Source organism: Prevotella communis (assembly GCF_022024115.1).
In the GTDB taxonomy this organism is placed as follows: domain Bacteria; phylum Bacteroidota; class Bacteroidia; order Bacteroidales; family Bacteroidaceae; genus Prevotella; species Prevotella communis.
In genome coordinates, this window is the sequence record NZ_CP091792.1 from 490,609 (window position 1) to 515,377 (window position 24,769).

14 protein-coding genes are annotated in these 24,769 nt (G+C 48.7%); 2 read left to right on the forward strand and 12 right to left on the reverse strand.

Annotation, left to right across the window (positions count from 1 at the left end):
• Positions 1–7: 7 nt before the first annotated feature.
• Positions 8–1,192 carry an esterase gene (locus L6468_RS02030; protein ID WP_237794666.1) on the reverse strand — a complete coding sequence of 395 codons (1,185 nt, stop codon included), beginning with the start codon at positions 1,190–1,192 and terminating at the stop codon, positions 8–10.
• A gap of 16 nt (positions 1,193–1,208) precedes the next feature.
• Positions 1,209–5,114, reverse strand: a complete 3,906-nt coding sequence (locus tag L6468_RS02035) for a glycoside hydrolase family 9 protein (RefSeq protein ID WP_237794668.1) — start codon at positions 5,112–5,114, stop codon at positions 1,209–1,211.
• A 248-nt stretch (positions 5,115–5,362) separates the two neighbouring features.
• Between L6468_RS02035 and pflB the strand changes: the two genes are divergently transcribed.
• Both pflB and pflA read left to right on the forward strand, forming a co-directional pair.
• Entirely contained in the window at positions 5,363–7,609 is a 2,247-nt protein-coding gene (gene pflB / locus L6468_RS02040; protein ID WP_091814623.1) for a formate C-acetyltransferase, read from the forward strand.
• On the forward strand, positions 7,609–8,346 hold the full coding sequence (pflA, locus tag L6468_RS02045; RefSeq protein WP_237794669.1) for a pyruvate formate-lyase-activating protein: 738 nt from the start codon (positions 7,609–7,611) through the stop codon (positions 8,344–8,346). Before pflB ends, pflA begins: the two co-directional genes overlap by 1 nt.
• Before the next feature lie 44 nt (positions 8,347–8,390).
• Here the strand turns inward: pflA and xyl3A are convergent, their stop codons facing one another.
• The 10 genes from xyl3A to hypD all read right to left on the reverse strand — a co-directional run bounded on the left by xyl3A (position 8,391) and on the right by hypD (position 24,769).
• A complete protein-coding gene (gene xyl3A, locus L6468_RS02050; protein ID WP_237794671.1) occupies positions 8,391–10,985 on the reverse strand; it encodes a xylan 1,4-beta-xylosidase in 2,595 nt (864 codons plus the stop codon).
• Between the two features lie 185 nt (positions 10,986–11,170).
• Positions 11,171–11,665, reverse strand: a complete 495-nt coding sequence (locus tag L6468_RS02055; protein ID WP_237794673.1) for a hypothetical protein — start codon at positions 11,663–11,665, stop codon at positions 11,171–11,173.
• A 126-nt stretch (positions 11,666–11,791) separates the two neighbouring features.
• A complete protein-coding gene (locus tag L6468_RS02060) occupies positions 11,792–12,823 on the reverse strand; it encodes a hypothetical protein (protein WP_237794675.1) in 1,032 nt (343 codons plus the stop codon).
• Between the two features lie 206 nt (positions 12,824–13,029).
• Positions 13,030–13,539, reverse strand: coding sequence for an ECF transporter S component (locus L6468_RS02065; protein WP_237794677.1), 510 nt, complete (start codon positions 13,537–13,539; stop codon positions 13,030–13,032).
• Between the two features lie 32 nt (positions 13,540–13,571).
• On the reverse strand, positions 13,572–15,446 hold the full coding sequence (locus L6468_RS02070) for a TonB-dependent receptor (protein WP_237794679.1): 1,875 nt from the start codon (positions 15,444–15,446) through the stop codon (positions 13,572–13,574).
• 65 nt (positions 15,447–15,511) lie between these two features.
• On the reverse strand, positions 15,512–18,409 hold the full coding sequence (locus tag L6468_RS02075) for a TonB-dependent receptor (protein ID WP_237794681.1): 2,898 nt from the start codon (positions 18,407–18,409) through the stop codon (positions 15,512–15,514).
• Positions 18,406–19,422 carry a LacI family DNA-binding transcriptional regulator gene (locus L6468_RS02080; RefSeq protein ID WP_237835135.1) on the reverse strand — a complete coding sequence of 339 codons (1,017 nt, stop codon included), beginning with the start codon at positions 19,420–19,422 and terminating at the stop codon, positions 18,406–18,408. The genes L6468_RS02075 and L6468_RS02080 overlap by 4 nt, the downstream gene beginning before the upstream one ends.
• Positions 19,423–19,680: 258 nt before the next feature.
• On the reverse strand, positions 19,681–21,486 hold the full coding sequence (locus L6468_RS02085) for an aminopeptidase P family protein (protein WP_237794685.1): 1,806 nt from the start codon (positions 21,484–21,486) through the stop codon (positions 19,681–19,683).
• Positions 21,487–21,543: 57 nt separating this feature from the next.
• Positions 21,544–22,380 carry a glycyl-radical enzyme activating protein gene (locus tag L6468_RS02090; protein ID WP_091814594.1) on the reverse strand — a complete coding sequence of 279 codons (837 nt, stop codon included), beginning with the start codon at positions 22,378–22,380 and terminating at the stop codon, positions 21,544–21,546.
• On the reverse strand, positions 22,370–24,769 hold the full coding sequence (hypD, locus tag L6468_RS02095; RefSeq protein ID WP_237794687.1) for a trans-4-hydroxy-L-proline dehydratase: 2,400 nt from the start codon (positions 24,767–24,769) through the stop codon (positions 22,370–22,372). Before hypD ends, L6468_RS02090 begins: the two co-directional genes overlap by 11 nt.

The window sequence follows — 24,769 nt, forward strand, 5'->3', positions numbered from 1 at the left end:
TTCTTGTTTATTTGAAAATCTTTTGTGCGAATATCGTTAGGTAGATGCGCCAGTTGCGCCAAATGTGACCACCGTCGTTCTCGTAGTATTCATAAGGGTAACCCTTAGAGTCGAGATATTTGCGCAGGTCGGTATTCTGTTGCATCAGAAAGTCGTCTTTGCCAATGCCAATCCAGTATAGCTTGGGTTTTGAGTTGAAAAGACGTGCCATCTGTGCGTCATATTCGGCATTGGGTTTTGGAGCCTGACTGTTCAGCCATCCACCAAGAGCCATCATTGTAGCAGCTGACTGTAAACCGTAGTAATCGAATTCTTCTGGATAAAGACGTGAGATTCCAAAGGTGTGGCCGCCCCCCATTGACAAACCTGTAACGGCACGGCCAGAGCGTTTGGCAATGGTCTTATAACGACTGTCAATAGCACGGACGATATCCATAAAACTCTCTTCCATTGATGCTTTGGCAGGACGATTTTGGAAGGCGTTGCCATCGGGCACGTACATTCCCTCGTGCCACCAGCCAGGAGCCGCATCACAGGTGGGGTTGCCATTAGGCATCACAACAATCATCGGCACACATTTTCCTTCGGCAATGAGGTTATCCATAATCTGCGAGGCACGCCCCAGGTCGCCCCATGCTGTCTCGTCGCCACCCCATCCGTGAAGCAGGTACATTACGGGGAAACGCTTCTTTCCGTCGTAGGCAGCTGGCAGGTAGACTGTCATGCGTCGCTGCTGACCAAGTGTGGGACTGTCGTACCATACGCGAGACAGGGTGCCGTGAGGCACGTTATTTACGGCATAGGTATGTCCTTTGTCCTCGTTGCTCTTGGATACAATAAAGATATTGCTCAGTGTGTTGATGTCGCGGTTCACGTAGCTGTTGGCAGGATCTACAATACGTTGACCGTCAACGGTGAAACTGTAGGAGTATAGCTCGGGTGTCAGCGGATCCGTTGTCACAGTCCATACACCATTTTCTTGTTTCGTCATGTCGAGTCGCTTGCTGGTGAGTTCATCGAAATCACCGATGACGCTGACCTTTGTGGCAGTAGGATCAAAGAAGTTGAAAGTCACCGAGCCGTCTTGGTGGATGACGGGCGATTTCACGTTTGGCCGACGGCCCAATTGTTGTTGTGCCATGCTGCTCATTATCATGAGACAGCTGATGATTAATACTGTTGTTCGTTTCATATATGTTTTTGTTTGGTTATAAACGTTTCCATGTAGCGTGGAGGTGATGCAGCATAGTGGTACTTTCACCGCAGGAACCGGTATGCTGGATGTGGATGCCCCCAAAGGGATTGCTTGTCACGTGTGACTGCAGGTCAACCTGATGGGGTAGGGAGGAGTCGGCAGGTTTGGGTGTCTTTGTTTCTACATGGGCTCTTAATAACCCGTTGGAGTAGTTGAGGCTAATGGTACATCCTGTGCGGTAACAAGTGGAGCTGATGGCCTCGGTCAGAGGAGTAACCTGTCCGTCTTTGTATTCAACCAGGAGGAAGTCCACTGCCTTGGCGTGTTTCACGGTGCGGATGATGCGCAGACCATAGCCAGTCAATGTCTTCGTGTCAAATTTCAGGCAGACATCCATATACTGTCCAGTGGCAGAACCGAACCCCTGACCGGCAGTCTTGGTTGGGTCAACGGTTAGTGTCAGTGACATGTTATCATAGCGTCTGTTTGCTGCTGTGTACATCAGGCGAGCACCTCGTTGTGCTTGCAAAAGACCTTTTCCTATGGCACCGTTGAATCCCTCGCCATATTCCCACATCGGTTTCATGGAATTAAAGGACCAGTCATAGTCAGATGTGTCGATAGGTTTGTGGCCGTCAACGGTCCATAGTCCTTCGGCTATAACTGGTTGCCAGTCGCAATACAGCTGACTGAAATCTGTGTCAAGGCTGTCTTGTCTGGACGTATGTCGCACTTTGACTTGACACTCAATAGGTGCGCCATAGTCGCTTCGTTTCTGTTTTGGAAATAGTACAGCTCTCAACGTGTGTCCTTTATCGGCCTCTTGAAGTAGGTAGATGCCATTTGAACCGGTATTGGTTGTTGCCACGGGAATGCTATCTCTATACCAGATGATGCGGGAGTCGTCAGCCGCTTCTTTCGTATTCAGAAAATAGGTTAGCACAGCCCTGTCTTGAGTCATAGTGAGGCGTGGGTTGCGTACTGTTGGTGGTGGCAGTTGAGAGGGTTTGATAGTCAGATAACAAGCGGCTTCCCGTCCATCGGTTGAGGTGGCGATAACGCAACAACTGATAGTCTCGTCAGTGCTATTGATAGGGATTAACTCGATTGTTTCTGCATCAATGTGTTTCATTACGACGTATTTTTCAAAACCTTCCTCTATCCGCCAGGAAACTATTTCGTTGCAGGATAACCGCAGCGTGTCGTGACCGGTTTGAAGCGTGCTTTCATGTTTGTTGATAGCTAAATAGGGGGCTTCTCTCAGTGTGTTATTGAGAAAAGAAGGTGATAGCGTATTCTTTCTTTGACGGTTGCCGATGATGTAAGGCTTCCCATTAAGCGTGAAATGATGCTGGTAGCAGCGAAGCCAGGGTTGTGGGTAGGCTGTCCAACCGATATAGATGCTGTCTGAAGGAGCATGGTATCTGCAGTCAATAAGTGTCAAAGGCCCGCCCTGTTTGCAGAAATACATCTCGCGATTGCTTGTTTTCACGTTGAAGTCGCAATCTACAAACATCGCTCCCTTGTTGAAAGTGCTCCAGAAGGGCTTCTGTCCGTAGAGGTCAATGCTGCAGTGACGATACACGGCGGTACCGTTCATGGCGTCGTCGGTACATTCGAAATGACAGTTCTCGTAGTAAGAGTGCTCAGCACCGTTCAGCGGGTTCAGGTTCAGTCGACTGATGAAGCGCACGTTGCGAGCCATGAGCCACTTGCCATGTACATAGCCAACATGTGCCTGTGTGATGGCATCGCTGCGTTTTTTACGTGCGAGCGTGGGGTTCAAAGGGTAATCAAGGTCAACATTACAGAAGTTACCCATTGTGAGGTTTTCTACCCAAAGCGAGTCGCAATGAATATCAAACATGGTGAAATTGCCTACAGCTCCCTGTGTCTGTCCGCGAGCAGAAGCTAGCACAATATTTCGTGCATCGGTATCGAGCCCGATGAGATGCAGTATCTTACCCCTGATAACACAGCCAAATGGTTCGCGTCCATTCTCGCCATGCACTACTTCTGGAATATCGGGATTGTCTATCCAATAGACACCAGGCTTAATATATAGTGTAGTGGTATCCGAGAGACTCTTTAACATCTTATGGAAGTTATTGAACATGAATGGACGGTTGGCTACCTCACTATCACTGAGCGAGGCGTCGAGCAACAAGTGATTCTTATCCAGTTGTATGCCATTATCATGCGGTGTGGCAGACATCTCCGATAAGGCATCAAGCCAACAGAGGAAAGCTGCGAGGGAGGCGTTCCAGTTGATGGCAATCTCGTTAGAGGCATACGATTCCTCGTTGTCGATATACGATTCATCAGGGATATTTGACGGATAGACGGTATTGTGCATGTCTTTTTTGTCCTGTTGTCCAGGGTTCGGACCACCAACCAGCATGCCTGGGAAGGGCATTTCTATGCCGTCGGCCGAACTGATACGGTGATGGGGGTGCATCGGACTTTTGTCACCAAAGCCGGTGACGTAACAGTAACCAGTTGCGTTGCGTCCCAATAGGTAGTCGGCATTCTGAAGTGCGAAGGTGCGATATTTAGAAGTACCTTGTATCTTGTCGGCATAGAGCAATGCCATGGCCTGACAGCAACAGCGTTCTGCCAGACAGCCCCATCCAAAGTCACGGGCGTTGTTACCAAAAGGCGACTGAAACGAAGATTTCTCAACATTTCTGATGGCATTCTTGCAATAGTCCATGAGTTGATGAAGCATATCGTTGTATAGAGGTGATGCTTTTGCTGAAAGCCATTCGAATGCACCGAGTGCGGAAACATTTCCCCATGATGGTGTGTTGAACCGTTGAGGCTGGTTTTGCTGTGCATCTTCAAAATACATCTGCTTGTGGGTTAGTCGATAGAGGGCAGACGCGGCCCAGAACAGCTCATCACGTGAATTGAAATCGGCATAAGTCCCTGTGGTGATTTCCGGATGGTGTAACTGGTCCTGACGATATAGTGCTGTAGGGTGTTGCTTCGCCCATTGATAGGCTCGTTCTGCCATGATGGTGGCTTGCTCTGTGAAACCCGGATAATCTTGTTGGTAAGGGTCAAAAAGACGCGCGGCGTCCGCCATTACTGCGGCAAAGTCGAGGGTGGCAGTTATGCTCTTGGCCACCACGTAGCGTGGTTGCCTACATGCTGTGGGCATAATGAAACCTTCGAAATTGGGGGTCGTCAGCTTGTGATATACACCGCCATCGTCTGGGTCCTGCATGGTCTGCAACCAACGCAGGTTGAACATCATTTCGTCAAGCAGGTCGGGTGTTTGATTATGACTCTCAGGAATCTCCGTATTTAAATTGGTGAAGTAGGTTGACTGTTGTTCGTATGCAGCAAACATCAGTCCGATGCTGAAAGCGGAGTTGACAACATATTTGTTGTAATCACCCGCATCATACCAACCATAGGGAGAACTGATTACGGTGCCGGCAGGACGTTTGTCGGTGGCAGCTGATGGGTGAATAAGTACCAATGTGTCGGGGTGTCCTAGGGGACGTTTGTAAATGCCGCCCTGTTCGATGGGTATCCCAGAACGTATAAGATAGAACAGGCGTAAGGATGATTTGGCAATATCATGATAAGGATGGTCCGATACCTGGATGCTGCATCTTTCTTTGCCGATGCTAATCTGATAATTACCAATGGCTGTCAGTTCACCAAGATTGACAACATAGCGGGTCTTCCCCGAAAGGGGTGATACAGCTTTCCGAATACTTGCAGGTTTCAGCGTTTTCCCCTTAGGTGTTTTGATTTTTAATTTGTGTATGGAGGCTGTATCCTCTACAACAATGAATTTTTCTTGCTGCGGATAGCAGCCCACCTGGTTATAACGTATCTGCCCCCGTGTCTTTGCCGGTAGTATTATGAGAACCGCGAGGACAGTTAGTAAAACGATTTTTTTCATTGTTGTTAAGCCAATCTTTATAGTTTAGTTTGCAAATTTACAAATATTCTGTAATATCTTATTGTTTGTTTGTATGATTTATATAAGGAATAGCGTTTTTTAACAGTATAGATTCCTATGTACTCTTTAAATAAATCAATCAAATAGGTCGTGTGTCATTTTTTCTGATATTTTACCATGATAATCCAATAAAAAGTGTTACCTTTGCACCCAATTTTTAATTTTTATATATTTATATCCCTTTTTATATGCGTAACGAATGGCGTGGTTTTAAAGGAACCAAATGGACAGAAGAAGTTAATCTTAGAGATTTTATTCAGAACAACTACACAGCTTACGAAGGCGATGAGTCATTTCTGGCCGAGCCTACAGATGCCACCAATATATTGTGGGGACGTCTGCAGGAACTGCAGAAAGAAGAGCGTGCCAAGGGTGGTGTGCTCGACATGGAGACCGAGATCGTCTCAAGCATGACGGCCTATGGCCCTGGCTACATTGATGAGAGTAAGAAAGACCTGGAGAAGGTAGTTGGTCTGCAGACCGATAAACCCCTGAAGCGTGCCTTCATGCCTTTTGGTGGCATTAAGATGGCTGAGCAGGCTTGTACAAACTACGGCTACAAACCATCAGAAAAGCTGCACGAGATTTTCACCAAGTATTGCAAGACTCATAATGATGGCGTGTTTGATGCTTACACCGAGGAGATGAAGCACGTACGTCATAACCATATTCTTACTGGTCTGCCCGACACTTATGGCCGTGGCCGTATCGTCGGTGACTACCGTCGCGTAGCTCTGTATGGTATCGACTTCATCATCGCTGAGAAGGAGGCCGATAAGCGTAACTGCGGAGCCGGTGTGATGAGCGATGATGTCATCCGTCAGCGTGAGGAGATTTCTATGCAGATTAAAGCCCTGAAGGAGATGAAGGCTATGGCTCAGATTTACGGCTTCGATATCTCTCAGCCTGCTAATAACGCACGCGAGGCTGTTCAGTGGCTGTACTTCGGCTACCTGGCTGCTATCAAGACTCAGAACGGTGCTGCCATGTCTGTAGGACGTGTGTCAACCTTCCTCGACATCTATATCCAGCGTGATATGGAAGAGGGTACACTGACCGAGAGCGAGGCACAGGAGCTCATCGACCACCTGGTGATGAAGTTCCGCATGGTGAAGTTCGCACGTATCCCTTCATATAATGAACTTTTCTCTGGCGACCCTGTTTGGGCTACCTTGGAAGTAGGTGGTATGGGCATGGATGGCCGTCACATGGTGACCAAGAACGACTACCGTTTCCTGCACACCCTGGAGAACATGGGTCCTTCTCCCGAGCCTAACCTCACCGTACTTTATTCTCCACGTTTGACAGAGAACTTCAAGAAGTATGCTGCGATGATCTCGGTTAAGACCAGTTCTATCCAGTACGAGAACGACGAGGTGATGCGTCCTGTATGGGGCGACGATTATAGCATCTGCTGCTGTGTAAGTGCTACACAGACCGGTAAGGAGATGCAGTTCTTCGGAGCACGCGCCAACCTGGCTAAGTGCTTCCTCTATGCTTGTAACGGTGGTGTTGACGCCAAGACCCGCGAGCAGGTAGCTCCCGGCTTCCGTCCCATTAAGGATGAGTATCTCACATGGGAGGAACTGGCGCCCCGCTTCGATCAGGCTATGGACTGGTTGGCTGGTGTATACGTAAACACCCTGAACCTGATTCACTACATGCACGATAAGTACTTCTACGAGGCTGCCGAGATGGCCCTGATTGATACCAACGTACGTCGTACATTCGCTACCGGTATCGCAGGTTTCTCACACGTAGTTGACTCTATCTCTGCCGTTAAATATGCTAAGGTTAAGATGATCCGTGACGAAGAGGGCTTCAACGTTGACTATGTAGCCGAGGGTGACTTCCCCCGCTACGGTAACGATGATGACCGTGCCGACGAGATTGCTGTATGGCTGCTCAAGACCTTCGTGAAGAAGATTCGCAAGCACGCTACCTATCGTAACGCTACTCCAACCTGCTCTATCCTTACCATCACCTCTAACGTGGTATATGGTAAGTACACAGGTAACCTGCCCGATGGTCGTCGTGCCGGTACTCCTCTGTCACCAGGTGCTAACCCAAGCTATGGTGCTGAGAAGAACGGTCTGCTGGCTTCACTGAACTCAGTAGCAAAGCTGCCTTACGAGTATGCCCTCGACGGTATCTCTAATACTCAGACCATCAGCCCCAATACCCTGGGCCAGAACGACGAGGAGCGCGCTAACACGCTGGTTCGCGTGATGGACGGTTACTTCAGCCGTGGTGCTCACCACCTGAATGTGAACGTGTTTGGTGTAGATAAGCTGCGCGATGCCATGGAGCATCCTGAGAAGCCCGAGTACGCTAACTTCACCATCCGTGTATCTGGTTACGCTGTGAAGTTCATCGACCTGACTCGCGAGCAGCAGGAGGATGTTATTGCACGTCAATCTCACGAGAGTCTGTAATGAGTAGTACAGGCTATATACACTCTACCGAATCCTTTGGCTCTGTTGATGGGCCAGGGATTCGGTTTCTGATTTTCCTGCAGGGGTGTCGGATGCGCTGTCGCTACTGTCACAACCCTGACACATGGAAACTTGGTTCTGATGCCTGCGGCACAACAGCTACCGTTGATGAGCTGCTGAACAAGGCAGAGCGCTATCGCAGCTACTGGGGCCCCGATGGCGGTATTACCGTGAGCGGTGGTGAGGCTTTGCTGCAGATAGATTTCCTGATTGAACTGTTCGAGGAGGCTCATCGTCGTGGCATCAATACCTGCCTGGATACTGCTGCCCAACCTTTTACCCGCGAGGAACCTTTCTTCGGTAAGTTCGAGCGACTGATGCATAGTACCGACCTGGTGCTGCTCGACATCAAACACATTGACGGTGAGAAGCACCGTTGGCTCACAGGTCACGACAACGAGAATATCCTGGATTGTGCCCGCTATCTGTCGGACATTGCTAAACCCGTATGGATACGTCATGTATTGGTGCCTGGCATCACTACCGACGAAGAGCAGTTGGTGCGCCTGCGTCAGTTTATTGACACACTACAGAATGTTCAGCGTGTCGAGGTACTGCCATATCATACTTTAGGTATATTTAAATGGCAGAAACTTGGTATTCCATATACGCTTACCGAAGTTTCTGCCCCTACTGCTGAACAAGTAAAACACGCAGAGTCTATTCTCGTGCCTTAGTTAATGCCTTGTTAGCCTCTTGCCATCTTGTAGATGTTTTGTTTTTATAGTTTTGTGTTAATCTTTAATAAGTTGGTGTCGGCACTTGATGAACCTATCATCAGCTGATACTGACCGGGTATGAAGTGCATGGTATTGCTCTTCGCATCCCATGATTCAAGGTTTTTACGGGGTAGGGTGATGGTGACAGTACGGGTTTCACCAGCCTTCAGGTTTACTTGCTGATAGCCGCAGAGAGTCTTCTGTGGTCCTTCGGTATCGGCAGTACGACGGAAATAGATTTGTACTGTCTCTGTACCATCCAGTTTGCCTGTGTTCTTCACTTTGGTGGTGACAGTCACAGATTTGTCGTTTACCTTGACGCCGGGCTTTGAAAAAGCAAATGTGGTATAGCTCAGCCCATGACCAAAGGGGAACAAAGGTTCACCGGTGAAGTAACGGTAAGTGCGATTCTTCATCGTGTAGTCCAGGAAATCGGGCAAATCGTCGGTACTCTTATAGAATGTGACGGGCAGTTTGCCGCTTGGGTTGTAGCGTCCAGTCAGGACATCAGCCAGTGCCGTTCCTCCTTGTTCGCCGGCATACCACCACTGCAGGATGGCATCGCAGGTCTCCAGTTCTGGGACCATGGCGACGGCACCTCCAGAGCAGTTGACAAAGATTATTTTTTTTCCTGCTTCGTGCAACCAGCGAAGCACGTCGCGCTGTGCCTGTGGCAGTTCGATGCTGGTGCGGTCGCCACCTCGGAAACCTGGTTCGCTGACACGCATCTCCTCTCCTTCCAAACGGGGTGAGATACCACCGATAAAAATGATGGTTCTGGCATCGCCTACCTGAGCGAGAAGTTCCTGGGGGGTAGGTGTCGATTTGTGTTGTATATCGAAGTTCAGTGCGCCATAGCCTGATTCCTGTACGTAGTCTATTTGTATGCGGTAGTGCTGTCCTGCTTTTACTGTCAACTCTTTCTGTCCGTTCTGAATTCGGTGACGAACCTTCCATATATCGACAATGGTGTCACCGTTGACCAGCAGGCGAATCTTGTCGTCACCGCTGATATTGAAGATAAGGGTCTCGTCGCGAGTAGGAATAAAAGTACCGTCAAGACGGGCTGAGAAATTCTCCAGGTTGACACCGGGCGCAAAGACGGTGTTACCACCATTGCTTAGTTTGACGGGTTCTGTCAGAGTGACGGTGGTAACGGGCTTACCACTCATGCTAGTATTGTTATAATAGGTAACTTGCATGCCCTGATTGCCCAGGGGCGCTTTGATTTCTGCAAAGCGGCTTTCAACGCTTTCGTTGCGTGTTAGGTCACAGCCTGGGATATAAGGTATGCTGCCAAGCTGCTGACGAATACCTTCAAGGGCGGTGATGGTCTTGGTGGGGTATCCGGAATAGTTGCCCCATTGCATCACGGAGTCGTTGGCATTAGGTCCCATGACGAGGATGCCGGATGTCTTGGATAATGGTAAGACGCCATTGTTCTTCAGTAGGACGATGCTTTTGCGGGCCATGTCCAGGGCCAACTGCTTGTGCTCTTTAGATGCAACCGAGGAAGACGGTATCTTTGTCCACTCTACCAGTTTGTCATCATCGAAATCGCCTACCTCAAAACGGGCGATGAGCAGACGGCGCAATGAGCGGTCAAGGTCGGACTCCTTGATGTCACCACGACGTACGGCTTCAGGCAGGTTCTTGTATTCTGAGCCGCACTCAACATCCGTACCGGCAAGTACGGCCTGGGCTGAGGCTTCCTCGCTATCCTTGGCTGTATTATGCCAGCGGGGCAGGAAGTCGCGTATGGCCCCACAATCGCTGGTAATCAGTCCCTTGAATCCCCATTCGTCGCGCAGAATCTGTTGCTCATAGCGTGTCTGACTACAGCAGGGCTGTCCGTCTATGCGTTGGTAGGCACACATCACCTCTGCTACCTCACCTTCCTGAACCAATGCCTTAAAGGCTGGCAGATAGGTCTCCCAAAGGTCACGCTCAGGCAGGTCTTCTATATTGAAGGTGTGACGGTTCCACTCCGGACCGCTATGCACAGCAAAGTGTTTGGCACAGGCCAATAACTTCTTGTAGTTGCCAATCCATTTTCCATCATAGGTCATGCCCTGCAGGCCACGTACCACGGCCAATCCCATCTTTGATGTGAGGAAGGGATCTTCGCCATAGGTCTCCTGGCCACGGCCCCAACGTGGATCGCGGAAGATATTGATGTTGGGCGTCCAGAAAGACAGACTCTGATAGCGACGGATACGTCCTGATTCTTTTGCCTGGCGCGCTTTGACACGAGCCTCATCGCTCACAGCTGTGAAGACTCGATGAAGCAAGGCATCGTCCCATGAAGCAGCCATCGCCATTGTAATGGGAAAGACGGTGGCGTAACCATTGCGTCCTACGCCATGCAATGCCTCGTTCCACCATTGAAACTGCGGAATCTGCAGACGGTCGATGGCTGGTGATACATCCATCATCAGTTGTACTTTCTCTTCTAATGAGAGTCGTTTTAGCAGGTCATCGGCACGCTGTTCTGCCTTCAGTTGTGGGTTCTGATAGGGGAGTGACTGGGACTGAGCCGATAGCGGTAGTGTCAGAAAGATTGTTAGCAGAGTGCTAAGTAGTTGCTTTCTATTCATAGATTTTGTTTTAGTAAACGGGTTGAGAATAATCGTTTGCAAAGATACAATATTATTTGCAAACCACCAACATGTTTCCATGGAAATAAGCAGAAAAAACATCTGGGCTCGCATCGCTGCGAACCCAGATGAAAATACTACTTGGTTTGTGAGTTAATTATAACTCTCTTTACTTATGATGATGATTAAAATAGTTGTTTCTTGATTTCCTGCTGGACATCAGTGGGAGTGTTCAGACTTTTACAGCAGTCTAGGATATACTTCACTACTTTTTGTGACAGGGGTGTTTTCTTCCAAGCCTCTGTACGGTTCATCCAACGACCATGAAAGTGGATGTTGTCCTTCATCACGAGAATATCATTGCGGGCAGGCTTACGCCCCATCTCAATATACCAGCCGTCCTTATAGGAATAGGTTCCGTACTCATGGGGTAAGACCTTGATCTTACCGTCATTTGACAGCGCAATTTCTGCGCAGGCATATTCCCCGTCGGCTCCATAGTATTTAAAGGAGGTGTAACTGGTGCCTTTTCCGCACGTTATCTTCTTCTCTCCATCATACTGCATCCATTCCAGTGTCCATGTGCCAAGGAGTTCCTTGTCGGCGATTTTAGGTTTTTGGGCATTGGCTTGCAGCGTACTCATGAGTACCACTGCCATCAAAAAGATAATTTTCTTCATACGTTTTGTTCTATTGGTTAGACTTATGTGAATCCACGCTGCAAAGGTAAGTCCTTTTTCTTGTCGTTCCAAGTTTTTGAGTTTGCATCTGTTTTGCATTTCACATGCAAACAGTTTGCAAACTCCTTATGCTCCAATACTCATGATGAATTCGTCCCATTCGCGGGCTCCGCCTTTCTTGTCAAACACCTTTTTGTAGAGTCGGCTGCGTACGGTACTGATGGTACTTGTGTCACGGCTTAATATCGTTGCAATGTCTGTTGGAGCAATACGCAGTTTAATAAGCAGACATGTCTGATACTCCAGTTCAGACATGACGTGGAGGTTCCTCAGCTGACTGCTGAAGCCTGGGTAGATTTTCTTGAGTTGAGCCTCTATTTCATACCATTCCTCTTCTTTCAGTCGCTGACCAGAAGTGATACGATGTTGCAGCGTATAGTATTCGTCTGAAGAGAAATATGCAGATTCAATATTCTCGATAGCCTGCTTGACGGGCTGTGGCAGTTCTTCATGTATCTCCTGAATCTGTTGGAGTTGCTGTTGCAGCCGTTTCTTTGCCTTACGGTTTACTTGTGCGATATGGGCTATAGATAATAGCACGATGAGACAACCTATTGTAGCGTATTCTAATAGATGGATAACATTTGCCTGTTCTCGCTCTTTGGCGGATAGCACATAACTGTGGGGAGCATCGAAGGGTCTTTCGTATTCCATATGCCGGTCGATGATGGCACGTATCTCTTCGCCCCATTCCTCACCAATGCTATCGGCACGTTGCCAGGTGAATATCCTGCCTATTTGTTGGATGGTGATAACGGAGTCGTTGACCACTGTTATGGGTCTCTGGTCATCGCCTTCCATATAGAGATATTCGTCGCTGCCTTTGTCAAAAAGTGTCACGCTGCTTTTGTTTTGTGGTTCTACTACCAGTGCCTGTTCGGTCTGTATCAGCTTACATTCAAACATTGCGCTGTCGCCTTGGTATATTCGCAGTCGTGTCTGGTCGTTTGGCATGTAATGAATGATGTGTCCTTCGGGCGTACAAACCTGTTGCAGCATCCAGGCGCCTTGGAGAGAGAATGCCTGTTGCTCGTCACAGCGTGAACTGCAACCTGATATCAACAGCACTGTTATCATCATCAAAAATAATTGCTTCATGTTTAGGGTTGAAACGTTTTAGTATTTTGCGTACAAAGATAAAGAAAAAACCGTGATTACGCAATAGAAAAGAGTTTGCAAAGTGTTTGCAAACTCTTTTATGAGACTTTTTGAAAAGTGTACGATACGAGTTTCATGCAGTCCGACGTTGTCGTATTCACAGTCCGACGCCGACGTACTGGCAGTCCGACGCATTCGGACTCGTTCTATTTGCGGATATACTTCAAGATAAGCCAGGTGCCAAAAACTTGAAGAAGTAGTCCTGGCCATCCGATAGTGAAATCGGCAATGGTGGCTGTGATGCCACCAGTGAGAGCAAGTTCACCTACGCACTCGATGGCTTTCGTTACAAGTACTACGCCAATGAGCAGAGGCAGGTTGACGGTCTTAAAACGCTGTGCGGCCAATCCTGCAACGAGAGCGAGGACTGCAAGTTTCATGGTCATCACAGGCAGGATATCCATAGCGGGCATACCGGTGATGAGGTGGTTGACTGTCGGCGAAAGCAGAGCAGCCAGGAGCCCCGTTTTCCATCCGAATTTATACGCCCCTGCCAGAATTACCAGCGAGAGGGGCGAGAAGATGATGCCACCCTGCGGAATGAGATGGAACACCTGAGGCAAAACCAGGTTGCAGACTACGAAGATAGCCGCCCACATATAGGTCTTCACCTCGTCATAATTTAGTGCGTAAAGTCTTACTGTTGTAGCTTCCATATTTTTTTACATTAAAGATTAAACATTAAGGATTAAAAGTTTATGCTCACGCCGCCCATGAAAGTGGCACGAGGCATGGGATAGCCTGCGTTGATTTCATACTTCTGTGCCAGTAGGTTCTCTCCGCGTGCCCAGAGGCTTACATTCTTCAAGGCTGCATAGCTGATGCTGGCATTCAGGAGCCTGAAATCTTCCTTAGTTTCTTTTGCGCCTACTTCAGTATAGAGGTTTTCTATATGCTGTAATCCGAGGGTGGCAGCCCACTTGTCTTTGTGGAAGTCGACGCCTACATAGAAAGTTGCTTCAGGAGCTGCGATAATCTTATTCTTCATGTGCAGGTATGAGGAGTTGGCATGGATATTGAGGTATGGGTTGATAGGACAACTGGCTTCCGCTTCGACACCCCAGTTTTCTATCTCTCCTGTGTTCATGAAGCGCTTACCTCCGCTGACAGGCATTTGCTGAATGATGTTGCTGCCCTTGATGTAGAAGGCATTGATGCCGTAGGTATAGCCGTCGTCTATGCGATGACGCCAACCTAACTCATAGTTCATCAGACGCTCAGCATTCAGGTCGGCATTCTTCGTCCCAAAAAGGTACATCTCTCGAATGGTAGGATTACGGAAACCTTTGCTTACCGTAGCTTTCAGTTCTCCGTTATCCATCGGTCTTACAACAAGACCTCCCTGTGGAATCCATTCTGTACCAGCTTGGGAATGGTTGTCCAGACGCACCCCGGCATCAAGAGTCAGCCAGTCGGTGAGGTCTTGGCAGACATCTATGTAACCGGCAATTTCGTTCTCACGCTTGTTGACCATAGCTGCCAAGTCCTCGCCTGTAGCCATCACCTGGTTCCAGGCCTTGCCGTAGATATGCTGATAGTCAAGGCCAATAGTTAGACGATTTCCCTTGAAGAGGTGTGCGTTCTGATACCAGGTTATGCCCATCAGTGCATCCTCTGAGCGGAAATAGTTGGTCTTTGCGGGAGCCGTTGGCGCGTGTCCATCATTGATTTTGTGATTGCCAAAGGTATAGTATAGACTTAGTCCGCCATTTGTCTTCCCATAGTTATTCGTTACGCCAACAGAGGCAATGCCACGTGTAATCCATTGGTCGGCATCCACGAGTGGAGCTGCTGTTGAACCTGGATAGGAGGCAATAAAACGTGTCAGTTCTATATCGGCAGATACGTTCCAGTTTGTATGAAGGTCGTAGCCAAGCTTTGCCATTCCGCCAAACTGCTCAAACCCCATGTCGGGACGGTGGTTGTCTGTACGGTTATACTGTGCGGCAACGGTTGACGAGAAACGTCCTAAGCGTATCTGGTTGGATGCTTCAGTCTGGATGGTACCATAGCTGCCTGCACCTAAGGTGACGTTGGTATTAATACCGTCTTTCTTTGCCTGACGGGTCACGATATTGATAACACCCCCCATGGCATTCGAACCGTATAGTACCGATGCAGGGCCACGCAGAATTTCAATGCGTTCAGCCATAAGCGCTTGATAACTGTCTGCAATAGTATGTCCAAAGAGCCCCTGATAGTGGGGATGTCCGTCGATAAGTACCATCATCTGTCCGGCACCACTCTCTGCCGTACCACTGCTGATGCCGCGTACATTGATAGCTCCAGAGCTGCCACCACTTACACCATAGCCCATCATACCCCGACTAGTCACGAATAGTCCAGGCACCTCGCGCATCACCGTTGGCAGGATGCTCGGCTGGTGCTCTGCCGTCAGTTGGTCTCGTTTGATAACAGTCACCGTCATAGGCAGATGACGGATATCTGTGGCACTCCTTGTACCGGTGACGACAACTTCATTCAGTGAGAGTGAGTCTGCCACTTCTGCCGACATCATTGTGCAGGCAGATGTAGCGATGAGTAGAGTCAGTAATCTTTTCATTATTTCTTGGTTTCTTTCAATGTAATAACGTTAATAATCTGGTTTTATTTTTGTGTGAGTGGTGTTTATCTGCCACGACGGTCGTTGTTGCCCCATTTCTTGTCATAGCGGCCTTCTGTATCAACCTTGCCTCCAAACATGTTCAGACGGTAGCGCACGTGGAGCATTGCATACGAGTTGATGCTGTTATAGCGAGTGTCACTACGTCCATTGGCGTTCACCCAGCGCTCATAGTTGGACTGCTGTCCTAACAGGTCGTAGAAGTTGAGGGCTACCACAAGTGTCTTAGTCTTGAGGAAGGACTTTGATACCTGACCGTTCCAGATCAGTTCGTTCGTATTTGATGACGGGTCGTTAAAACCTCTGCGACTATTCTCGTGGAGATTGGTGGAGATCTCAAAACCACTGGGCAGGCGTACCATCATCTGTCCTCCGTAACTGAAACGCCAGGTGTCGAGATTGGCCGAGGGCTGCAGCTCGTTGCGGGAGTGCTGATAGTTCACGTTACCATCGAGCGTTACCTCTAACCAGTCATTGCGGAAACTGACATTCAGACGTTGGTTCACATTGGTGGTCTTTGTGGTGTTCTTTGCTGCGTCGGCTTGGTTCTGTGCCACATAGCTCACGTAGTTGTTATATCTCAGACGCGTGTCACTACCCATATTCCAATGGGCAGCGCTGTCGATAGCTGTGCTGAAGTTGAAACCACCGTCAGCGTTCCAGTTACCATTGATATTCTCTGGACGTGAGGTGCTACCACCTGTCTCTGCATTATAGCGTACAAGGTTTGAGATGGAGTTGCGGATATGGCGGTAGTTGCCGAAGAGTACGAAACTGCGTTTGTATTTCTGGATATAATTGCTATAATAGGCATTCAGCGAGTTCGTGAATTGTGGTTTCAATCCAGGATTACCTTGCGTGATGTAAAGTGGGTTGGAGTCGTCGGTAATGTCGAGCAATTGCGTGATGTCTGGCTGTCGGGTGTCGCCGCGATAGGTCAGACGGATAGACTCCTGGTCGCTGAAGTTATAGTGGAAATCCAGTGTCGGCGTGAAGTTGATAACGTTACGGATGGTGTCAACATAAATGCCGCGGTAGTCCTGAACGAAATTTGAGTGTTGAGGCTGTATCAGGAAACCGATGTTGTAGTCGTACTCCTTCTGCCAGTGACGCAGGGTCAGGCGGATATTGTGCGTGTAGTTCTTGTATTCAGAGTAGCGACTGAGGTTCTTGTCGAGCTGAGCATCCATCATCTCTTGGTCAAAACTGCCAATCCATGGATTCCAGTCGCGATACTCCGGCACGATACCAGTGAAGGGATTCTGGGTAAGGCGTGAGAAATCGTATGTCTGACGATCGCTCTTATTCTGACTATAGCGCAGTTCATAGTTGGCCTGCAGATGAGCGCCCTCCCAGAGTGGCTCACTATAGAGGGCGCTGAGCACGTAACCCTTGTTGTCGCTGGGTGTGGTGTTATAGCGGGCTGTGAAATATGTCGAGTCCTGTCCGGCTTGATTCTTGACACGATGCAGGAAAACCTCATTATTGGATGCGTTGCGATTCTCGTTATCGCCTATAGAGCCTTCTACACGTAATGTGATATTACGGCCGCGTGGGTTCAGACGTCTGTAAAACTGGAACATTGCCCAGGCATTCTTGTTCTCCCCATAGCTGAGGCTGGCACCATGATTATGGTTCACAAGATAAGGATAGAGTGGGGATGTAGGGTCATGGATATCATCTAATGGATCGTTAGCATATAGGTAAGGATCGTCGCTGAAAGTGGCATTGGATGAGGTTGAAGTACCATCACTGGTTCCCATGCTGCCGTTGGCGCGCATCAGCAGGTTGGTCAGCGAGTCGGGCTTCCACTCCACGCGGAAATTTCCGTTCCAGTTGTCGCTACGTGACAATTGCTTCGAGTAGCTGTTGCTGAATGTACGATAGGAGTCGCTATAGAAATTCTCACTGGCATTCTCGTTCATATTATCGCCGTCACGATGGTTCCAGCGTACGGAGCCATCCATCTTCAGCTTCTCTCCGTCGTCATAATTGAAGTTGGCACCTAGTGTCTTACGGGCATTCAGTCCGCGACGGTTCCACCATCCGGCATTCTCTTCCTTGTTGTTGAAATTGCCCATTATCATGATTCGGGTCTTGTCCGTAAAACTACTTCCCATGCCGCGTGAGGCATAGCGATGGTGCGTTCCTCCTGCTAGGTCGAGGTTGGTCATGTAACCACGGTTCATTCCTTTCTTGATGGTAAAGTCGAGCACGGTCTCCTTGTTGCCGTCTTCAATACCTGTGATTCGGGCTTGGTCGCTTTGCTGATCATAGAACTTCACGCTCTGTATGATTGAGACTGGCAGGTTCTTCAGTGCCGTCTCTACATCGCCGAGCATAAACTCCTTGCCATCGACCAGAATTTTCTCAATCTTTTTGCCGTTGACGGTGATGTTTCCGTCTTCGTCAACCTCTGCACCGGGCATGCGCTTAATGAGTTCTTCGATGGGTGAACCTTCGGGAGTGCGATATGCATCGGGATTATATACCAGTGTGTCTTTCCTCACTACGACCTGTGCTGCACGACCTGTGACAACAGCCTCCTTCAGTAATACGGCATCTGACGACAAAAGAAGGTCGCCTAACTCAATGCTTTGATTACGTCGTAGTGTCACCTCGCGTTGTATGGACTGATAGCCTATCGATGAAATCTTCAGTTTATAGATACCGTTTGTCGGCGCCTGGATAGAGAAATGACCTCGAATGTCGGATACGGTACCACCGACGAAGGTGGAGTCTCGTTGGCGGAATAATTGTACGGTGGCTTGCATCATCGGTTCTTTTAATTCGGCATCCTGAATAGTACCACTGATAGTCAGACCTCTGTCTTCTGGCGATTGTGAAAAAGCGTTGAGGGCGAAAAAAGCCCAAAGTGTCAGTAAAATTAAATAGTATCTCATTGTTTAGTCTTGTGTTGTTTTGTGCTGTCTCTTAATTCTAGGCGGGCTGTGACAACAACATGTTGTACACTGTCGTCGCCATTAATCTGGTCAAGGAGTAGGCGAAATGCTTTATTGCCTATCTCCCGGAGGTTTTGCTTAACGAAAGAAATACGTGGGTGTGACATCTCTGACACCCAGTCGCTTAAATAGCCGATAAGGGCAATTTCTTTTGGAATCTTCAGACCACGACTGGTGATGGCTTGTAGTGCTGAGATAGCCAGTAATCCGTGTGAGGCCAGTATTGCATCAGGTGGCTCTGGCAGACTCAATAATTCCATGGTGTCTGTAAGACCTGAGTTGAAACTGATATGATGACACTTTACCAGTTCTGGACGTATGGGGATATTGTGCTCACGTAGTGCTTTTAGGTAACCGTGTTTACGGTCGGCAGTCTGTTTTACCTGGTTTAATCCACCTAAGAAGGCAATGTTTCTTGCGCCGCTTTCTATTAAGCAATTTGTTGCGTAGCAGGCAGACGTTACATCGTTAATCATGACAGATGAAATGTCTATATCTGCCACACGGTCGAAAAGTACAACAGGGATATTCGACTGGCGCAGTCGTTGCAAATGTGAGAAATCTGTTGTATCCTGCGACGCACAGATAATGATACCTTCAACATGCATATCGGTCAGCAACTCTATACAGTTTAGTTCGTTCTCGTAAGAGTCTTCTGTATCGGTAATGATGCTCATATATCCATATTTGCGTGCCTCTGCTTCAATACGTTTCACTATCTGTGCATAGTGGTTGAACGATATGTCGGGTACAACAATGCCTATTGTATGTGTTGTGTCATAACGGAGACTCGCGGCAAAAGGATTTGGGCGGTAGCCACCGTCTTCTGCCATTTGCTCAATCTTTTTCTTTAGCTCTGGACTGACGCCGTCGAGTCCTCTGAGTGCCCGGGACACAGTAGAGACATTAATTCCCAACTGCCGTGCTATATCCCGCTGTGAAATACGTTTCATGTTAGTTCCTATTGCCGTACAAAGTTATAGTTTTTCAGAAGAATTGATACGCAACAAACTGATTAAATGTTGCGCAACGCATTGCGTAATGCCCCAAAATAGAAGCCACCTGCCTCAATGGCTGATGGCTTCTTACTTAAAATAACTAAGCTATGTTGTCTTTTGCGTTGGTTTTGACAATGCAAAGATATGGTTTTTGCATTGATAACCAATACGTATAGAATAAATTCTAAACGCAAAGCGTTGCGTAGTTTTCCGTTATTTTTTGAGTGGTTCCGTAGCCTCTTTCAGCCATGCAACTTCTTCGGCCGATAAATGAGGAGATAAACGGTCGAAAACCATCTGGTGATAGTCGTTCAGCCATTGTATTTCTTCTGATGTCAGCATCTCAATGTTGATAGGAGCCTTGTCAATAGGACAGAGCGTAAGTGACTCGAATTGTAAGAATTTTCCGAACTCAGTTTCCATGTAAGGCACGATGAGAAGTGTATTCTCCGTACGTGCGCCATACTTTCCTGGCAGGTAGATGCCCGGTTCGTCGGTAATGGTCATACCGGCTACGAGTGGGGCAGGCTTCCATTCCATGCGGAACTGATGAGGGCCTTCATGTACATTCAGATAGGTACCCACACCATGACCTGTGCCATGCAGGTAGTTCAATCCCTCTCTCCACATATCCTTGCGGGCCAGGATATCTATCTGCGTACCACTGCTGCCACTGGGAAATTTACATAACTCTATCTGGATATGTCCTTTAAGCACCAGCGTATATATCTTCTTCTGCTCATCAGTCACAGGGCCAAGGGCGATGGTACGGGTAATGTCTGTTGTGCCGTCCAGATATTGTGCCCCACTATCGAGCAGGAGCAGTCCTTCCGGTTTCAATGGGATATCAGTCTCTGGTGTGGCCTCGTAATGAACAATGGCACCATGGGCTTGATATCCGGCTATGGTATCGAAGGAAATGTCACGATACAGTGGCTGTTCGGCTCTGAGGGCAGTCAACTTTTGGTCGATACTTATCTCAGTCTGTCCACCAGCCTCAACCGCAGGTTTAAGCCATTTCAGGAATTTTACCAGAGCAATACCATCCTTCAGCATCGCCCGACGGAATCCTGCAATCTCAGTCTCATTCTTTACTGTCTTCATCCGCTTTACAGGCGATTCAGCTTCAATAATTTGAGGTCTGGGATTTGAGGTTTGAGGCTTAAGATTTACCACTTGGTATAACGTATAGTTCACCTCATCGGGATCGAGCAGGATATTGTACTCAAAGTAGTCCTTTAGACCTTTACCCACGTTCTCGTAATCATCAACGCCGATGCCCTCAGCTTGCAGATAGGCCGAAACCTCAGCTGTCAGTTTTTCCTTGTTGACAAAGAGTGTTGTTGTGTTGGATGAGATGAGCAGGTAACTTACAAAGACGGGGTTGCAATGAACATCCGTACCACGAAGGTTGAGCGTCCAGGCAATATCATCGAGGGCAGACATCAACATACCGTCTGCATGTTGCTGGCGCAAGGCTCTTCGGATACGGGCGAGTTTGTCGTGCGTGGTCTCTCCTGCATATTCCATGGGGAATATCTCCACGGGATTCTGAGGAATAACAGGACGGTCTGTCCATATCTGTTTCAGTGGATCCAGATTCGTACGAAGGGTGATGCCTCCCTGATGACGCAGCTCGGCAATCAGTTCCTTTACGGCATTGGCAGAAGAACACGTGCCGTCTAGTCCTACTTCTGCGCCTGCTTCACATTCTTTGCCCAGCCATTCGGCAATAGTCGGTGTCCCTTCAATCTTCAACTTCATCAGTTGAAACTCTGAGCCTTTCAGTTGTTCCTCTGCTGCAATGAAATAGCGGGAGTCAGTCCAAAGGGCGGCACTCTTCATGGTGACTACTGCGGTACCTGCCGAACCGTTGAATCCACTGATAAATTCGCGTCCTTTCCAGTGATCAGGGATATACTCGCCTTGGTGTGGATCAGTACTGGGAAAAATGAATGCAGCCAAATGTTCACGACTCATGATTTCGCGAAGGGCTGCTAGTCGTTGTGATATTGTCATTGTTTTTTCTTGTTGTTTCGTTATCTTGTTATTGCGTTATCTCGGAAATCTGGGGCCTCAGCCTCCGATGATGACCTGCAGCCCTTGTGCCTCCAATTGCTGCTTACAGCGTTCTAAGGTTTCTTCAGAAGGAGCTGCCATAGGATATCCTTTCGGATTAAAAATGCTTCCCATCCTGCGATGCTTGTCTTTTCCTACATCATGATAAGGCAAGAGGTGGATGGGATGGGGAATGGATGAGAGGAATTGCGCTGTTGCCCCGATGTTTTCCTCATCCGCATTAATACCCTCTATCAGAGGTATGCGGATAGAGAATTGGGCCTGTCGCTCTGCCAGGTAACGGATGTTCTGCAGAATCAGTTCATTGCCAACACCTGTATAAAGCCGATGTTTGTCGCTATCCATCAGTTTCAAGTCTACGAGGAATAACTCACATTCGTTGGCGATGGCTTCTACGACCTCTTGTGGCGCATAAAGCGAGGTGTCAACAGTACGGTGGAAACCACGTCGCCCCAGTTCCTTGAGAATCTCAAGCGAATATTCGGCATGCATCAGGGGTTCACCGCCACAGAGGGTGACCCCGCCACCGCTATCCTCCATGATGTCACGCTCTTTCTCAATCTCGGTCATCAGCTCCTCCATTGTGTAGGCCCGTCCGCAAATCTCACGGGCCATTGTAGGACAGTCATCCACCTTGAATCCTGGTTCCAGGCAGGTGCCACAGCGGATACACTTAGATTGTTTGAAGAGCTCCTGTGGTTCTGCTGACCACGACTCAGGGTTATGGCACCACACACAGCGTAGTGGACAGCCCTTGAGGAAGATTGTTGTCCGAATGCCAGGACCATCATTGATGGCATAGCGCTTGATGTCAAAAATCAGATTAGAGGTCATCGTTTTCCGTTCGTGCAATAATCTCGTTCTGCAACTGCTCTGTCATATCATTGAAATAGTCGCTATAGCCTGCCACGCGTACCAGTAGGTCGCGATATTCCTCTGGGTGCTTCTGGGCATCATGAAGAGTGGCTGTGTCAACGATATTGAACTGGATATGATGACCACCAAACTTAAAGTAGGTACGAATGAGTGAGGCGAGTTTGCGTTGGTCCTCGTCGCGTTTCAGTAGCTGGGGCACGAAACGTACGTTCAGCAGGGTGCCGCCACTCTTTGTCTGGTCAAGTTTTCCAAGTGACTTAATCACAGCAGTAGGACCATGACTGTCAGAACCATGAGCGGGCGAAGTACCGTCGCTGATGGCGAAATGGGCGAAACGACCATTGGGCGTGGCGCCGCAGACACTACCGAAATAATTATGACAGGTAGTTGAAAGCATATTCAGCTGCGTCTTTCCACCACGGGTATTGGGACGACCTTCTATGGCTTTTACCAAATCATCATACACACGTACGGCTATCGTGTCGGCATACGCATCGTCATTGCCGAAGAATGGTGTGTGGTTGCGGATGTATTGACGCATCTTTTCCCCATTCTCCCAATTGGAAGCACAGGCATCCAGCATCTCTTCCATCGTGTAGCGCTTGTCCTCGAAGACATGTTTCTTCAGAGTTGTGAAACAGTCGGTAATCGTACCCAGACCCGTGCATTGGATGTACGTTGTGTTGTAACGCGCACCACCACTATAGTAGTCCTTACCCTTTTCTATACAGTCGTCTATATACAGACTGAGGAAGGTGGCAGGTGCATAGAGTGAGAACATGCGCTCGATATAGTTGTTGACGCTCAACTTCAGGTTCACGAAGTATACCATCTGCTTGTGCCATGCCTTATAGAGTTCCTCAAAGGTCTTGAACGAGCGTGGGTCGCCAGTCTCCAGTCCCAGTTTCTTTCCTGTTTGCGGGTCGATACCGTTGTTGAGCGTTATCTCCAGAATCTTCGGCGTGTTCAGGTAGCCCGTCAGCAGATAGGCCTCCTTGCCAAAAGCGCCCACCTCGATACATCCTGAGCAACCGCCTTCTCGGGCATCTTCGATTGTCTTGCCGGCACGTACCATCTCCTGTACATATGTGTCGGGGTTGAATATGGAGGGGTAACCGTGTCCCTGACGAATCACCTTGATACCTTCGAGCAGGAATTCATCAGGTGTATTCTGTGCGATATGGATGCTGAGACCAGGTTGCAGTTCATGCAGTTCCTCCTGGATCTCCAGTATCATGTACGAAAGGTCGTTGGTGGCATTCTCTCCGTTTCTGTCCACACCACCTATATTAATATTGGTGAAGTCGTTATACGTACCCGACTCTAATGCCGTGACTCCTACCTTTGGAGGTGCCGGCTGGTTGTTGAACTTAATCCACAGGCATGATAACAGTTCCTTGGCTTTGTCGCGTGTCAGCGTACCATCCTCAATACCCTTTTGGTAGAACGGCCACAGATGCTGGTCTATATGTCCCGGGTTCATCGAGTCCCAGCCGTTGAGTTCGGTGACGGTGCCCAGGTGTACGAACCAATACATCTGGATGGCTTCCCAAAGGTCGCGAGGCGCATGGGCTGGTACCCAGCGACACACGTCGGCAATTTTCTCTAACTCCTTCTTGCGCTGCGGGTTCTGTTCCTTTGCTGCCTTTTCCTCGGCTAACGCGGCATGACGCTCTGCAAAGAGAATGGCTGCATCACATGAGATGGCCATTGCTTCCAGTTCCTGCTGCTTATCGGTGGCCTCAGGGTCGTAGATATAATCCAGTTCGCTGATGCGTTTCTCGATACGTGCCTTCACGTCGAGCAGTCCCTCGTGGTACATCTTGCCATCCATCGCTGTATGACCGGCAGCGCGTTGTTCCATGAACTCCGTGAAGACACCTGCATGATAGGCCTCTTCCCATTCCTTCGACACATGGTTGAAGATGCGTTCACGCTGGGTCTTTCCTTGCCAGTAGGGAATGACCTCGCGCTCGTAGGTGTCGATATCCTCCTGACTGATGGTATAGCGTTGCAGTTCACGCTCGTTCAGCGTGTGCAAGTCTTCCACCGAGTGGCAGGTCAACTCAGGGAAGGTAGGCACGGCTTTAGGCAGCGGACCGCGCTCACCTACAATCAGTTCCTCGTCACCGATATAGATAGCCTTCTTCTTGCATATCTCGTAGAAATTCCGGGCCCGGAGGATGGCAATAGGCATGGTGCCGTAGTTCTCCTTATAGAAAGCAGTCTCTATCAGGGCACGTTCGATGCTCAGTGTGGTGGGCGTGTCGAAATTCTGTTGGCGCAAATGACGTATGCGCTCATTCATGCCACCCAGGTTCTCAGGGTATTTTATTGTATAGTTCAT